This window comes from Streptomyces nojiriensis, from assembly GCF_017639205.1.
GTDB lineage: Bacteria > Actinomycetota > Actinomycetes > Streptomycetales > Streptomycetaceae > Streptomyces > Streptomyces nojiriensis.
In genome coordinates this window covers 8,619,348-8,632,463 of record NZ_CP071139.1, presented here as the reverse complement: position 1 = coordinate 8,632,463, position 13,116 = coordinate 8,619,348, and the positions used below count along the sequence as shown (strand labels likewise).

11 protein-coding genes and 1 pseudogene are annotated in these 13,116 nt (G+C 73.8%); 8 read left to right on the top strand and 4 right to left on the bottom strand.

Annotated features, from left to right (window positions below):
- Positions 1 to 154 precede the first annotated feature (154 nt).
- Positions 155 to 307 carry a hypothetical protein gene (locus JYK04_RS39020; protein ID WP_189744667.1) on the bottom strand — a complete coding sequence of 51 codons (153 nt, stop codon included), beginning with the start codon at positions 305 to 307 and terminating at the stop codon, positions 155 to 157.
- A 268-nt stretch (positions 308 to 575) separates the two neighbouring features.
- On the opposite strand from JYK04_RS39020, the gene JYK04_RS39015 reads away from it, so the two are divergent.
- On the top strand, positions 576 to 1,988 hold the full coding sequence (locus tag JYK04_RS39015) for a lamin tail domain-containing protein (protein WP_229876669.1): 1,413 nt from the start codon (positions 576 to 578) through the stop codon (positions 1,986 to 1,988).
- Between the two features lie 82 nt (positions 1,989 to 2,070).
- On the opposite strand, the pseudogene JYK04_RS39010 reads toward JYK04_RS39015, so the two are convergent.
- A pseudogene (locus tag JYK04_RS39010) lies at positions 2,071 to 2,430 on the bottom strand (LuxR C-terminal-related transcriptional regulator); the annotation flags it as partial.
- 61 nt (positions 2,431 to 2,491) lie between these two features.
- Here JYK04_RS39010 and JYK04_RS39005 point away from each other — a divergent pair.
- From JYK04_RS39005 to JYK04_RS38995, 3 genes are all read left to right on the top strand, one after another.
- Positions 2,492 to 3,109, top strand: a complete 618-nt coding sequence (locus JYK04_RS39005; RefSeq protein WP_308431111.1) for an AAA family ATPase — start codon at positions 2,492 to 2,494, stop codon at positions 3,107 to 3,109.
- Positions 3,106 to 3,927, top strand: coding sequence for an ABC transporter permease (locus JYK04_RS39000; protein WP_189744665.1), 822 nt, complete (start codon positions 3,106 to 3,108; stop codon positions 3,925 to 3,927). Before JYK04_RS39005 ends, JYK04_RS39000 begins: the two co-directional genes overlap by 4 nt.
- A 103-nt stretch (positions 3,928 to 4,030) precedes the next feature.
- Entirely contained in the window at positions 4,031 to 5,656 is a 1,626-nt protein-coding gene (locus tag JYK04_RS38995; RefSeq protein WP_189744664.1) for a sensor histidine kinase, read from the top strand.
- Between the two features lie 46 nt (positions 5,657 to 5,702).
- On the opposite strand, the gene JYK04_RS38990 is transcribed toward JYK04_RS38995, so the two are convergent.
- Positions 5,703 to 6,923 (bottom strand): beta-ketoacyl-[acyl-carrier-protein] synthase family protein, encoded by a 1,221-nt coding sequence (locus JYK04_RS38990; RefSeq protein WP_189744662.1) that lies wholly within the window; start codon positions 6,921 to 6,923, stop codon positions 5,703 to 5,705.
- 342 nt (positions 6,924 to 7,265) lie between these two features.
- On the opposite strand from JYK04_RS38990, the gene JYK04_RS38985 reads away from it, so the two are divergent.
- Genes JYK04_RS38985 through JYK04_RS38975 form a run of 3 tightly spaced genes read left to right on the top strand, consistent with a single transcriptional unit; the run spans position 7,266 to position 11,009 of the window.
- On the top strand, positions 7,266 to 7,823 hold the full coding sequence (locus JYK04_RS38985) for a (2Fe-2S)-binding protein (RefSeq protein ID WP_229876668.1): 558 nt from the start codon (positions 7,266 to 7,268) through the stop codon (positions 7,821 to 7,823).
- Positions 7,820 to 8,827, top strand: coding sequence for an FAD binding domain-containing protein (locus JYK04_RS38980; protein WP_189744660.1), 1,008 nt, complete (start codon positions 7,820 to 7,822; stop codon positions 8,825 to 8,827). Before JYK04_RS38985 ends, JYK04_RS38980 begins: the two co-directional genes overlap by 4 nt.
- A 46-nt stretch (positions 8,828 to 8,873) precedes the next feature.
- Positions 8,874 to 11,009, top strand: a complete 2,136-nt coding sequence (locus tag JYK04_RS38975) for a xanthine dehydrogenase family protein molybdopterin-binding subunit (RefSeq protein ID WP_189744659.1) — start codon at positions 8,874 to 8,876, stop codon at positions 11,007 to 11,009.
- 129 nt (positions 11,010 to 11,138) lie between these two features.
- On the opposite strand, the gene JYK04_RS38970 is transcribed toward JYK04_RS38975, so the two are convergent.
- The gene (locus tag JYK04_RS38970; protein WP_189744657.1) at positions 11,139 to 11,783 is read right to left on the bottom strand and encodes a hypothetical protein; all 645 of its coding nucleotides are present in this window, start codon (positions 11,781 to 11,783) and stop codon (positions 11,139 to 11,141) included.
- A gap of 230 nt (positions 11,784 to 12,013) precedes the next feature.
- On the opposite strand from JYK04_RS38970, the gene JYK04_RS38965 reads away from it, so the two are divergent.
- Positions 12,014 to 13,057, top strand: a complete 1,044-nt coding sequence (locus JYK04_RS38965) for a winged helix-turn-helix domain-containing protein (RefSeq protein ID WP_189744655.1) — start codon at positions 12,014 to 12,016, stop codon at positions 13,055 to 13,057.
- The last annotated feature ends 59 nt before the right edge of the window (positions 13,058 to 13,116 follow it).

Sequence of the window (13,116 nt, the reverse complement as noted above, 5' to 3'; positions counted from 1 at the left end):
CACGCCCTTCCCCGCCGGACAACAGTGCCGCGGCCGGCCGGCCGCGTCCCTCACGCGGACAACGACGACGCCCCGGCAAGGTAGTGGCCCCTGTCGCCGCCCTTCCTCGTCGCCGAACGCCTGGTCGACGACGGCCGTCAGCCGAGCGGGCTGGTCAGTGCGGCTTCGGGACGGGCTGGTCGGGGTGTCGGGTGTACAGGATCCGGTCGAGGCAGCCGGGGCCGGCTGCCGGCACGACCTGTGGCGCGGTGCGGTAGCGCAGGGTTTCGGTCTGCCAGGCGTGGTAGCCGCTCATCCACGCGGTCATGACCCTGACGTAGGTACGCTCGAGGACGAGGACGCGCCAGGGGGCGGTTTCCGGCCCGGGTCGTTCACCTCCTGGAACACCGGGCGGTCCACCGGCTCGCTCGGCCTGCCGTGGGGCCTCGACGGCCAAAACCGTCCGGGGTGAGCCCGTTCTACGACCTACCCGCGGTGTTCGCGGCGTGTTCAGCCCGTGGCTGCCGCGGTGCCCCACGCTTCGCCGGGAGCGCGGGCGCGCTCGCCTGCCCACCGGATGAGACGAGGACCGGCCGTTGCGTACGAACTGGCGTAGAGAAGCCCACATCATCGCCGTCACCCTGACCGCCCTGGCCGTCGGCCTGTCCGGTGCGCCGGCCTCGGCGCAGGTGCAGCCGACGGTGCGGATCAACGAGGTCGAGTCGAGCGGCGGCAGCCCGGGTGACTGGATCGAGCTCGTCAACACCGGGACCACCGCGGTCGACATCTCCAAGTGGGTCGTCAAGGACAACGACAACTCCCACGCCTACACGATCGCCAAGAACACCTCGCTGGCCCCGGGGGCCTTCCTCGCGCTGGACGTCGAGTCGTCGTTCGGCCTGGGCAGCTCCGACTCCGCGCGGCTGTTCACGGCGGACGGCTCCACCCTGGTCGACTCCGCCACCTGGACCGCCCACGCGGCCACCACCTACGGCCGCTGCCCGGACGGCAGCGGCGCGTTCACCACCACGACCGCCGCGACCAAGGGCGCGGCCAACGCCTGCGGCACCTCCGGTGGCGGCCAGCCCACCCCCGGGCCCTGGCCCGGCGACTCCGCGGTCACCGTTGCGGACGCCTCCAACGTGTTCGGGGAGAACCTCAGCGGCCTGTCCTTCGAGAGCGCCGGCGTGCTCTGGGCGGTCGACAACGGGCCCGGCAAGCTCTACCGGCTCGTACCCAACGGCTCGGCATGGCGCCCCGACCCGGCCGGCGGCTGGGCGACGGGCAAGACCCTGCACTACGCGAACGGCAGCGGCGACCCCGACGCCGAGGGTGTGGTCGTCACCCCCGACGGCCTGTTCGTCGCCACCGAACGCGACAACGGCAACGGCTCCACGAGCCTGCCGAAGATCCTCCGCTACGACACCTCCTCCGGCGCCTCCTCCCTGAACGCGACCGCCGAGTGGAACCTCACCTCCGACCTGCCCTCCCTGCCGGCCAATGCCGGGCCCGAGGCCATCTCGTGGGTACCCGACTCGTTCCTGACTGCGCACGGCTTCCGCGACGAGCACACCGGCGCCGTCTACGACCCGGCCTCCTACCCCGGCCACGGCAGCGGGCTGTTCTTCGCCGGAGTCGAGGCCAACGGAACCGTCTACGCCTACGCCCTGAACCTGTCCGGCGGCGGTTACACCCGCGTCGCCGCCATCGCCGCCGGCTTCACCGGCGTGATGGACCTGGAGTTCGAGGCCGCCACCGGCCACCTGTGGGCGGCCTGCGACGACACCTGCCAGGGCCGGACCTCGACCCTCGACATCGACGCCCAGGGCAAGTTCACCGCCACCGCCGTCCACGACCGGCCCACCGGCATGCCCAACTACAACAACGAGGGCTTCGCGATCGCCCCCCAGTCCGCCTGCACCGCCGGCCACAAGCCGGTCGTGTGGTCCGACGACACCAACGACGGTGGCCACGCACTGCGCGCCGGCACCCTGAACTGCACTCCCTGACACCGGTTCCCGGCGCTGACGCACCTGTGCCCCGGCGGACGACCGCCGGGGCACAGCGCTCAACAAGCGCGGAGGGCCCTGCTCAGCCGCTGCGCGGCGGTGTCAGGCCGGCCTCGTGGGCGGCGACGGCCGCCTCCACTCGGTTACGGGCACCCAGTTTCGCCAGGACGGCGCTGACGTGTGCCTTCACGGTGCCCTCGACGAGGTGCAGCCGGCTCGCTATCTCCGCGTTGGACAGCCCTGCGGCGAGCCCTGCCAGGACGTCGCGCTCCCGTTGCGTGAGCCGGTCCAGCGAGCGGTGGGGGTGTGCCGTGCGGTGGGCGCGCATTCCGGCGATGACCCGGCCGGCGACGCGGGGGGAGAGGTAGACACCGCCGGCGCCGACCGCCCTTACCCCGTTGAGGAGTTCTCTGGGGTCGTCCGCCTTGAGCAGGAAACCGGCCCGCTCCGGTCGCGCGCACCTGCTCGCCCAGGCCCGGGCCAACGCCATTCCGGCACGCCGGGTGGACGAGGTGCTGGAGGTGGTGGGCCTGGCCAAAGCGGCCCGCAGACCGGCCGGAACGTACTCGCTGGGCATGAGCGGGCGGCTCGGAGTGGCGGGCGCCCTGCTCGGCGACCCCCCGGTGCTGATCCTGGACGAGCCGGTGAACGGCCTCGACCCGGACGGTGTGCGGTGGATCCGCAGGCTGGTGCGGGACCGGGCGGCGGAGGGGCGCACCGTGTTCCTCTCCAGCCATCTGATGAGCGAGATGCAGGTGACGGCCGATCACCTCGTCGTGATCGGGCGGGGGCGGCTGCTGAGCGACTCCTCCCTGGCGGAGTTCCTGGCCGCCGCATCGCCTGCCTCGGCACGGGCCTCGGTGCCCGACCCGGAAGGGCGGTCCACGCTGGTCGGTTGTCTGACGGCGGCCGACGGCGTCAGCGTGGGGACATCCGCGTCGGGGGAGCTCGCCGTGCACGGCATGAGCGCCGCCGAGGTCGGTGACCTCTCCCACCACTGCGGCGTGCGGCTGCACGCGCTGAGCGACGTGAGGGTGTCGCTGGAGCAGGCGTACATGGACCTGACCGCGCGGAGCGTCGAGTACGCGTCCGACGCCACCGAGGAGAGGGGACGGCAGTGATCACCGCGACATCGTCCGGGAAGCGGACCCCTGCGCTGCCACGGGAGGAACACGGGGTTCCGGGACGGAGCACATCCGGTGGTTTCGCCGGGGCCCTGGCATGCGAGTGGACGAAGCTCCGGTCCGTCCGGGCCCCCGCCCTCTGCCTTCTGGCGGGGCTCGCGGTCACGGCCGTGTTCACGTTCTACTACGCCTCGATCGCCCGCATCAACGAACAGGCGGTCCAGCCCGTCGGGAACGCGGCGGCCGCCTCCGTCGTCGTCACCCAGTTCGCCGCCGTCGTCCTCGCCACGGTCGCGGTGACCTCCGAGTACTCGACGGGGACCATGCGGGCCTCCCTGCTGTGGGTGCCACGGCGGCACCGGGTCCAGGCGGCGAAGGCGCTGGTCACGGGCATCGTCGTATTCCTCACCGGTGCCCTGTCCGCCGTGGTGGGCACGGTCGTCGCCTGGGTGGCATTCGACGGGCGGGCCTCGTTCGACGCCGCCACGACCATCGGCCAGATCCTCGCGATCGGGGTCTACCAGGCGCTCGTGGCCGTACTCACCGTCGGTGTGGCCTTCTCCGCGCGGCACCCGGCCGGCGCGCTGTCGGCCCTCGCCGCACTGCTGTGGGCGCTGCCGAGCGTGCTCCTGGGGCTCGGTGGCGACGCGCTCGCGGCCGTGAACGACGCCCTGCCGTACGGAGCCGGCGACCGTTTCATGCGCGTCGGCGGCGATGCCCCGTACTCCTCGGCGACCGCCGTCCTCATCGTGGCCGCGTGGACCGCGGCGGCGCACCTGACCGGCCTGTACGTGCTGCGCCGCAGGGACGCCTGACGGCGCGTCGGCGCGGTACCGGGCACCGGCGGGCGCCAGGTGCACGTCCCGGACAATCGATGCAAGCACGTCCCGGCACCCGACCGAAAGGACTCCACGCACCATGCGGCACCCTCGCATTCCCCCGGCCGGGCTCCTTCTCGCCGACGGGGCGCTGTGGGCCGTGCTCGCCGCCGTCACCGGATACGGGTTCCGGGACGCGGGCGGGGCCTCCTCGCCGGTGGTGGACCTGCTGCACCCCCTGGCCGTGCTGGCGGTGACCGTACCGCTGTCCCGCAGCCGGCCGGCGGTGGCGGTGCTCGTCGTCAACGGGTTGTGCGCGCTGGGCCTGGCCGATTCCGCGACCCCGGCCAACGCCCATGTCCTGTCGCTGGCTGCGCTGAGCTGTCTGCTCGGTGTGCGGGTCGCACGGGCCCGGGGACCGCTGGTGGTGCTCGCGGCGTGCATGGGTGTCGACGTCGCGGTCTGCGCCGTGCTGCAGGTGCCGGCCGTGTGGTGGTTCTACACCCTGACGGTGCTGCCCGCCGCGCTCCTGCTGCCGTGGCTGGCGGGACGCCACTGGCGCGGTCGGCGTGAACTGGTGCGGGACGGATGGAGGCTGGCCCAGAGCCTGGAGGAGCGCCAGCACCTCGTCGCGGAGCGGGCGCGGCTGACCGAACGCGCGGACATCGCGGCCGACATGCACGACTCCCTCGGGCATGTCCTGAGCCTGGTCGCCCTGCGCGCCGGCGCCCTGGAACTCTCCCCGGATCTCACCGACGGTGACCGCGCCGACCTCGCCGAGCTGCGCGGCACGATCGCCGACGCCGTCGAGCAGCTGCGGCAGACCGTCGCCGTCCTGCACGAACCGCGGCGGGAAGGAACGGAGACACGGGAGGGCGCGGGCGGGCCGTCCGTCAAGGACACGGTCGCCGACCTTCTCGGCCGGGCGGCCGCTTCCGGAGTGCCGGTGAGCTGGGAACGGCGTGGAGCGGTGCCCGTCCTGCCACCGCTGGTCGAACGCGGGATGTACCGCGTGGTGCAGGAAGCCCTCACCAACGCCGTGAAACACGCCCCGGGACGCGCCGTCCGGGTGGGGATCGACCACGCGGCCGACCACACCCGCGTGAGCGTCGTGAACGCCGCCGCGCGGGACGAGCGGGCCGAACGGGCTCCCACGACCGGAGGCCGGGGACTGACAGGGCTTCGGGAACGGGTGCTGGTCCTCGGCGGCGCCCTGCACACGGGGCCGCACGAGGGCGGTTTCCGTGTCACCGCCGTCCTCCCCCACCAGGCCCCCGCCCGCCCCCTGCGGCAGGCGGCCGCCACCCGGAGCGGAAGGCGCGACGACCACGGCGCCGCCTCGGAATCCGCCGAACGCCTCGCCGCGGTGCGGCGCACCGCGCGGCGCCGCACCATTGCCGCATGCGCGGCGCCCGCCGCCGCCGCGGCGTTCTTCGTCCCGGCCGCCGCCTATCTGGCCTGGCAGCTGACGACGGGCGTACTCCCGCCGTCCCGGTTCGACGCCCTGGAGCCGGGACGACCCCGCGCCGAGCTCGGCCATCTGCTCCCGGCCCGCGCCTTCCCGTATCCGCCCGACCACGCCCGTTCCGCACCCCGGCCGCCGGGTGCCGACTGCCGGTTCTACCGCTCCGGTCGCGACCTGCTGGACCAGGTGGACCTCTACCGGCTGTGCTGGTCCGACGGCGTTCTCGTGGCCAAGGACACCCTGGAGGCGAACCGGAACTGACCGGCCCACCCCGCGGCGGTACGACGGGCGCCGGGCGGGGATACGGTCAGGCGGAGGTGAAGAGGAGGGCGGAGTTGTGGCCGCCGAAGCCGAAGGCGTTCGCCAGTGCGGCGGGCACCGGCATCCGGCGGGGGCCGCCCACGACCACGTCCAGGCCGATCTCCGGGTCCGGGGACTCCAGGTTGCGGGTCGCCGGGACCACCCCGTCGTACACCGCCCGCACGGCCGCGATGGCCCCCAACGCGCCCGCCGCCCCGAACAGGTGCCCCGTCATGGACTTGGTCGCCGTCACCGCGGCGTGCGTGCCCACCGCCTCGGCGATCGACCGCGCCTCCACCAGGTCGCCCGCCTGCGTCGACGTCGCATGCGCGAGCACGAGCGCGACGTCGGCGGGGGCGAGCCCGGCCGAGGCCAGCGCGGTGCGTATCGCGCGTACCTGTCCCGGCGCATGGGCGGCGGTGATGTGGTGGGCGTCCGAGGTCACCCCCGCCCCCGCCAGCCGCGCGTACACCCGCGCCCCGCGCGCGGCCGCGAACTCCGCCCGCTCCAGGACCACCAGCCCCGCGCCCTCGCCGATGACGAAGCCGTCGCGGCCGGTGTCGAAGGGGCGGGAGGCCGCCGCCGGTTCGTCGTTGCGCGTCGAGTGGGCCTTGGCCTGCGCGAACCCGGCCAGTGGCAGCGGGTGCACACAGGCCTCCGTGCCGCCGGCCACCACCACGTCGGCCCGTCCGAGCCGGATCAGGTCCAGGGCGAGCGACAGGGCTTCCCCGCCGGAGGCACAGGCGCTGACCGGCGTGTGCGCGCCGCCGCGCGCGCCGAGCTCGATGGACACCCAGGCCGCCGGGCCGTTGGCCATCAGCATCGGAACGGTGTGCGGGGAGACCTTGCGTACGCCGGAGGACTCCAGGATGTCGTCCTGCCCGAGCAGGGTCAGTGCCCCGCCGGTCCCGGTGCCGACGACCACGGCGAGCCGTTCCGGGTCCACCTCGGGCCGCCCCGCGTCCGCCCACGCCTCGCGGGCGGCCACCAGCGCGAGCTGTTCGCAGCGATCCAGCCGCCGCGCCTGCACCCGGTCGAGCATCTCGGCCGGCTCCTGCCGCACCCGCCCGGCGATGCGTACGGGGAGGGAAGCGGCCCACTCCTCCTCGATGGCGCGGATGCCGTTCTCGCCGCGCAGCATCGCCTGCCAGGTGGCTTCCGCGTCGCCACCGAGCGGGGTGGTGGCCCCCAGGCCGGTGACGACAACTCCGTTGATGCCCGTACCCATGACGGTTCCCCCTTGTAGTGATCTAACAGCCGGTTGGACTGGCTATGTCTCCACTGTGTCAAGCCAGGGCAAGACTCATGAGCGGGTTGATCAATCGATTCATGATCACGAATTTGTAGGGTTCGACCATGGCGATCGGCACACCAGGTGCGTCTCGAGCGCGGTGGTCAGCCGCTTGGACCACGGATGCGCGGTCCTCTCGATCGCCCCCGCTGCCGGACGACCGGCAGCACGTCCCGGTCCACCGCCACGCACCCGCTTGTCCCACACGGGAGGTGTGAGATCCGCCCCGGCCGGTTATCCGAGGGAGGTCTACCGATATTCCTGGGCAAAGGGGCAACAGTGGTGCATCCAGTGCGGGAGACCCGCTCCGTCGTCGGGCTGCATGTGAACGGCCGGCGCCACGAGCTCGACGTGGACCACCGGGTCACCCTCCTGGACCTGCTGCGGGAGCACCTCGGGCTGACCGGCGCCAAGAAGGGCTGCGACCACGGTCAGTGCGGCGCCTGCACCGTCCTGGTCGGCGGCCGGCGCGCCAACAGCTGCCTGCTGCTCGCCGTCGCCCACGACGGCGCCCGGGTCACCACCGTGGAAGGGCTGGGCGGCGACGGAGCGGACGGCCTGCACCCGTTGCAGGAGGCCTTCATGGAACGTGACGCCTTCCAGTGCGGCTACTGCACGCCCGGCCAGCTCTGTTCCGCGGCCGGCCTGCTCGCCGAGGCGGCCGCCGACCCCGGGGCCGCGGACCTCAGCCGCTCCGGGATCGCCGAGGCGATGAGCGGCAACCTGTGCCGCTGCGGCGCGTACCCCCGCATCGTGGACGCCGTACAGGACGCGGCCGCGGTCGTGCAGGCCGCCGCCCCGGCCCAGGCTCCCGGTGACGGGCGGGTGGTCGCGTGAAGCCGTTCGCGTACGTGCGCGCCACCGGCCTCGCCGAGGCCGTCGCCGCCCACGGCGCGCGGCCCGGCTCCCGCTACCTCGGCGGCGGCACCAACCTCGTGGACCTCATGAAGCTCGGGGTCGAAACCCCCGACACCCTCATCGACCTGGCCGGCCTGCCGCTCGGCTCCGTCGAGGAGACCGCGGACGGCGGCCTGCGGATCGGCTCCGGGGTGCGGGGCAGCGACCTCGCGCGCCACCCCCTCGTCCGCACCCGCTACCCCGCGCTGTCCCAGGCGCTCCTGGCCGGCGCCTCGGCCCAGCTGCGCAATGTCGCCACCACCGGCGGCAACCTGCTCCAGCGCACCCGCTGCCCCTACTTCCAGGACGTGGCCAAGCCCTGCAACAAGCGGGAGCCCGGCACCGGCTGCGGTGCCCGCGACGGAGTCCACCGGGACCACGCCGTCCTCGGCCACTCCCCGCACTGCATCGCCACCCACCCGTCCGACATGGCCGTGGCACTCGTCGCGCTCGACGCGGCCGTGGAACTCCAGGGCCCCGACGGCGCCCGTACGGTGCCCGCGACCGCTTTCCACCGGCTGCCGGGCGACCACCCCGAACGGGACACCGTCGTGGAGCCCGGCGAGATCGTCACGGCGGTCACGCTCCCGCCGGACCGCGCCGGCCTCCCGTCCCACTACCGCAAGGCCCGCGACCGCGCCTCGTACGCTTTCGCGCTCACCTCCGTCGCCGCCGTGCTCGACGTCTCCGGGGGACGCGTCCGCCATGTCGCGCTCGCCTTCGGCGGGCTCGCCCACCGCCCCTGGCGCGCCACGGCCGCCGAGGAACGGCTGCTGGGCGCCGCCCCCACCGAGAGCGCCGTACGGGAGGCCGTCGAGGCCGAGCTCGACTCGGCGGAGCCGCTGCGCGACAACGCCTTCAAGGTCCTCCTCGCCCGCAACCTCGCCTGCGACGTGCTCAACTCCCTCTCCGGGAGCCCCCTCTCCCGCGGCTCCCGCTCCTGAGACCTCCCTTCGCCCCTTCGCCCCGCCCCGATCGCGAGGATCCGCCATGGACTCCAGCCCCGCCGCACCGGCACCCTCCCTCGGCAGCCCCGCCACCCGCCGGGAGGGGCCGGAGAAGGTCACGGGCAGGGCCCGCTACGCGGCCGAGCACGCCCTGCCGGACCGGGCGTACGCATGGCCGGTGCCCGCCACCGTGGCCCGCGGACGCGTCACCGCCGTCGACACCGCAGGCGCGCTCGCGCTGCCCGGCGTCCTCTCCGTCCTCACGCCCTACGACGCGCCCCGGCTGGGCCCCTGCGACGACCCCACCCTCCGCGTGCTGCAGGACCCCGACGTGCCCCACCGCGGCTGGTACGTGGCCCTGGCGGTAGCCGAGACCCCGGAGGCCGCCCGGGCCGCGGCCGCGGCCGTCCGCGTCCGCTACGACGCCGAGCCCCACGACGCCGTGCTGCACACCGGCCACCCGGCCGCCTACACCCCCGAGGTGGTCAACGGCGGCTATCCGGCCCACCGCGAGAAGGGCGACGCGGCCGCCGCGTTCGCCGCCGCGCCGGTACGCGTGGACTGCGCGTACGCCGTACCGCCGCTGCACAACCACCCCATGGAGCCGCACGCCGCCACCGCCCGCTGGGACGCCGACACCGATGGCGACGGGGGCGGCGACGGGGGCGGGGGCACCCTCACCGTGTACGACTCCAGCCAGGGGTCCGGACTCGTACGCTCCACCCTGGCCTCCCTCTTCGGGCTGCCCCCGGACCGCGTCACGGTGGTCTCCGAACACGTCGGCGGCGCCTTCGGCTGCAAGGGCACTCCCCGCCCGCACGTCGTCCTCGCCGTGATGGCCGCACGGCAGACCGGCCGCCCCGTCACCATCGCCCTGCCCAGGCGCCACCTCGCGGCCGTCGTCGGCCACCGCGCGCCCACCCTGCACCGCGTGCGCCTGGGCGCCCGTACGGACGGCACGCTCACCGCCCTCGCCCACGAGGTCACCACCCACACCTCCCGCGTCCGGGAGTTCGTCGAACAGGCCGCCGTCCCCGCCCGCGTCATGTACGCCGCGCCCGCCCTCCTCACCACCCACCGCGTGGTGCCCCTCGACGTGCCCACCCCCTCCTGGATGCGGGCACCCGGCGAGAGTCCCGGCATGTACGCCCTGGAGTCGGCCATGGACGAGCTGGCCTGCGCCCTCGGCATCGACCCGGTCGAGCTGCGCGTCCGCAACGAACCCGACGCGGAACCCGACAGCGGCCACCCGTTCAGCAGCCGCCATCTGGTGGAATGCCTGCGCGAGGGGGCCGCCCGGTTCGGCTGGGCCGCGCACCGCACACCGCGCCGGGACGGCCCGCTGCTGATCGGCACCGGGGTCGCATCCGCCACCTACCCGGTGTACGTCGCCCCCTCCTCGGCGCGGGCGCACGCCCTCCCCGACGGTACGTACCTCGTACAGATCAACGCCACCGACCTCGGCACCGGCGCCCGCACCGTCCTGGCGCAGGTCGCCGCCGACGCGCTGCGGGTCGCCCTGGACCGGGTGACGGTGGAGATCGGGCACTCCGCGCTGCCGCAGGGCTCGGTGGCCGGCGGCTCGGCCGGTACGGCCTCCTGGGGCTGGGCGGTCCACGACGCCTGCACGAGCCTGGTCGCCCTGCTCGCCCGCCGCTCCGGCCCGATCCCGGAGACCGGAGTGTCCGTCCCCGCCGATACGACGGCCTCCGCCAAGCAGAAGTCCCCGTACGCCAGGCACGCGTTCGGCGCCCACTTCGCGGAGGTGCAGGCCGACACCGTCACGGGCGAGGTCCGGGTCCGCAGGCTCCTGGGCGTCTTCGCCGCGGGCCGCATCCTGAACCCGCTCACCGCCCGCTCCCAGTTCGTCGGAGGCATGGTCATGGGCCTGGGCATGGCCCTCACCGAACACAGCACCATGGACCCGGCTTTCGGCGACTTCACCGAGAACGACCTCGCCTCCTACCACGTCCCCACCCACGCCGACGTGCCCGACATCGAGGTGCACTGGCTGGACGAGCACGACAAGCACCTCAACCCGACGGGCGGCAAGGGCATCGGCGAGATCGGCATCGTCGGCACGGCGGCGGCCATCGGCAACGCCTTCCACCACGCGACCGGCTGCCGGATCCGTGAAATCCCCCTCACCCCGGACCGCGTCCTGGCGGCCATCGGCTGAGGCCGGTTCCCTCCGAGGAGGTGCGGAAGATCCTTCTGCTGACGGGGCGTCCCGGCCGACGGCGGTCCCGGCCGAGGAACGGTGGGGGGCCCGGGGCCTCCGCCCCGGGGCTCCCCGGCCTTCGAGCGGCTACGCCTCACTGATCCACGCCCACACGGTTTCGCTGGTGGCCACCGCTATGGCGGTCTCCTCCAGCCCGACCAGCGTGCCGGTCGTCGGCGCCCCGGCGCCGAGGATGTCCGGCGCCGGGACGGCCCGGAACAGGGAGGCCGCAGGCCGGGCGGGCAGCGCGAGCCAACCACCGACCCGCAGGTCCCCGCAGAACCAGACGACGCCCCGCCCGTCGCGCACCGACATCCAGTCCTCGGGGGACATCGACCCGCGGAACGCGGCGACGGGGGTGCGGTCCGGTGCCAGCAGCTGGACCCGGGCCCCGACCATCGCCTTGTGGTCCGGGCTGGCCTCCCCGTCCAGCCGGCACGGCCACACCTGCCACGGTTCCTGATCGAGCGTCTTCAGTGCGTCCTTCCTGCGGGCCGCCAGCTCGGTGGGCCACAGGCCGATGAAACCGATCAGACCGATTCCCCCCGCCACCACGAAGGGCATGTGGAAGATCGCGGCCAGTACCACCGTCACCAGGATCCCGCCCGCCAAGCCCTGGGCGATCCTGCTCGCGTATCCCGGCTCCAGAACGTTCTGCGCCTTGCGCGCCACTCCCCGCACCTGTGCCGCCGGTCTGGGCGATACCGCGTACCCGTACTCCTCGGCCAACATGTCGCCTCCGCTGGTATGGCCCGGATCCTGTCCTTCGCTGCTGCCCGAGAAGGCGCCTCCGGCGAGGCACGGCGGGGCGTGCGGGATGCGGGAAGGTCAGGGGTGCCCTGGGCCGGCTCCCTTGCCGAGCAGGATCCACCCGGGCCGGAAGAGGAGTCGACTCGTTTCGGTCTGTCCCGAATCGAGGGCGGTGGGGAGCATCTCCTGCAGGGGCGGGCGAGGAGGTAGGCGTGCTGCGGTTTCACTTCGCTGCGGAGGATCTGGCACTGGTCAGGGTCACTGTTCTGGGTCCGCTCGCGGAGACGCAGTTGAGCTTGTGGAACCTGCAGCGGCGTGATCGCAAGGCGCTGTTCGGCGGCTGGCGGATGCGCACGGGCCCGCTGGTCACCAGTGACGGGCCGGACACGGCGCGGTTCCTCAGCCGACCCGCCGGTGGTCTGGTGGATCTGTTCACCCTGGTGGGCGCGGCAGGCTGTATGGACGAGGGGGTGCAGCGGCTGAACGGTACGCCGGGCCGTCGGCTGCGCGCGGAGTTCGCCGTGCTTCCGTCCAGGGACGGGTGGCGGGCGCCGTGGCTGACCGAAGCGATGAGTGCCGACCCGCGGGCCGTGCGGAGGCTCGTCTCCTCGCTGCAGGACTGCCACCGCGTCGCGGTGGCGCCGTACTGGGGACGGATCCATCGGCACCTGGACGGGGAAGTGGCCCGGCGGGGGCGGCTCATGGTGGAGGGCGGGGTGGGGGCGTTGCTGGACAGCCTGCGCCCGATGGCCGTGTGGAAGCCGCCCGTACTGGAGATCCCGGGCTACCGGCCGCTGGACCACCCGGAAGCCGACTTCCACCTGGCGGGCCGTCCACTCGTTCTGGCTCCATCGGTGTTCTGCGGTCCGGTCCCCCAGTTGTTCGCCGGCCCCCGGTCCGACACGGTCGTCATGGTGTATCCGGCGCTGAACAGCCCCGTGGAGGCGGCCGGCCTGTGGGCTCCCCCGGCCGATTCGCGCCAGGTCGACTCTCCTGTGCCACCGGCTCTGTCCGCGCTCCTCGGCCGTACCAGGGCGGTCGTGCTGTGCGTGATAGCCGACCATCCTGCGTGCACCACTTCGCAGCTTGCCGAGCGGGCGGGCATTTCACCGGCCAGCGCGAGCGAGCACGCCACCACGCTGCGCGGCGCCGGGCTGACCTCCCTCACCCGGGAGCGGAAGGCGGCCCTCCATACCGTGACCCATCTCGGTTTCACCCTGCTGAACTCGGGCGGTTCGGCCCCGTCCGGCATCTGAGTTCCTCGCGGAGTCCCCTATGCTCGCGAGGCATCTGTTGGGAAGAGTCCATTGGGGGG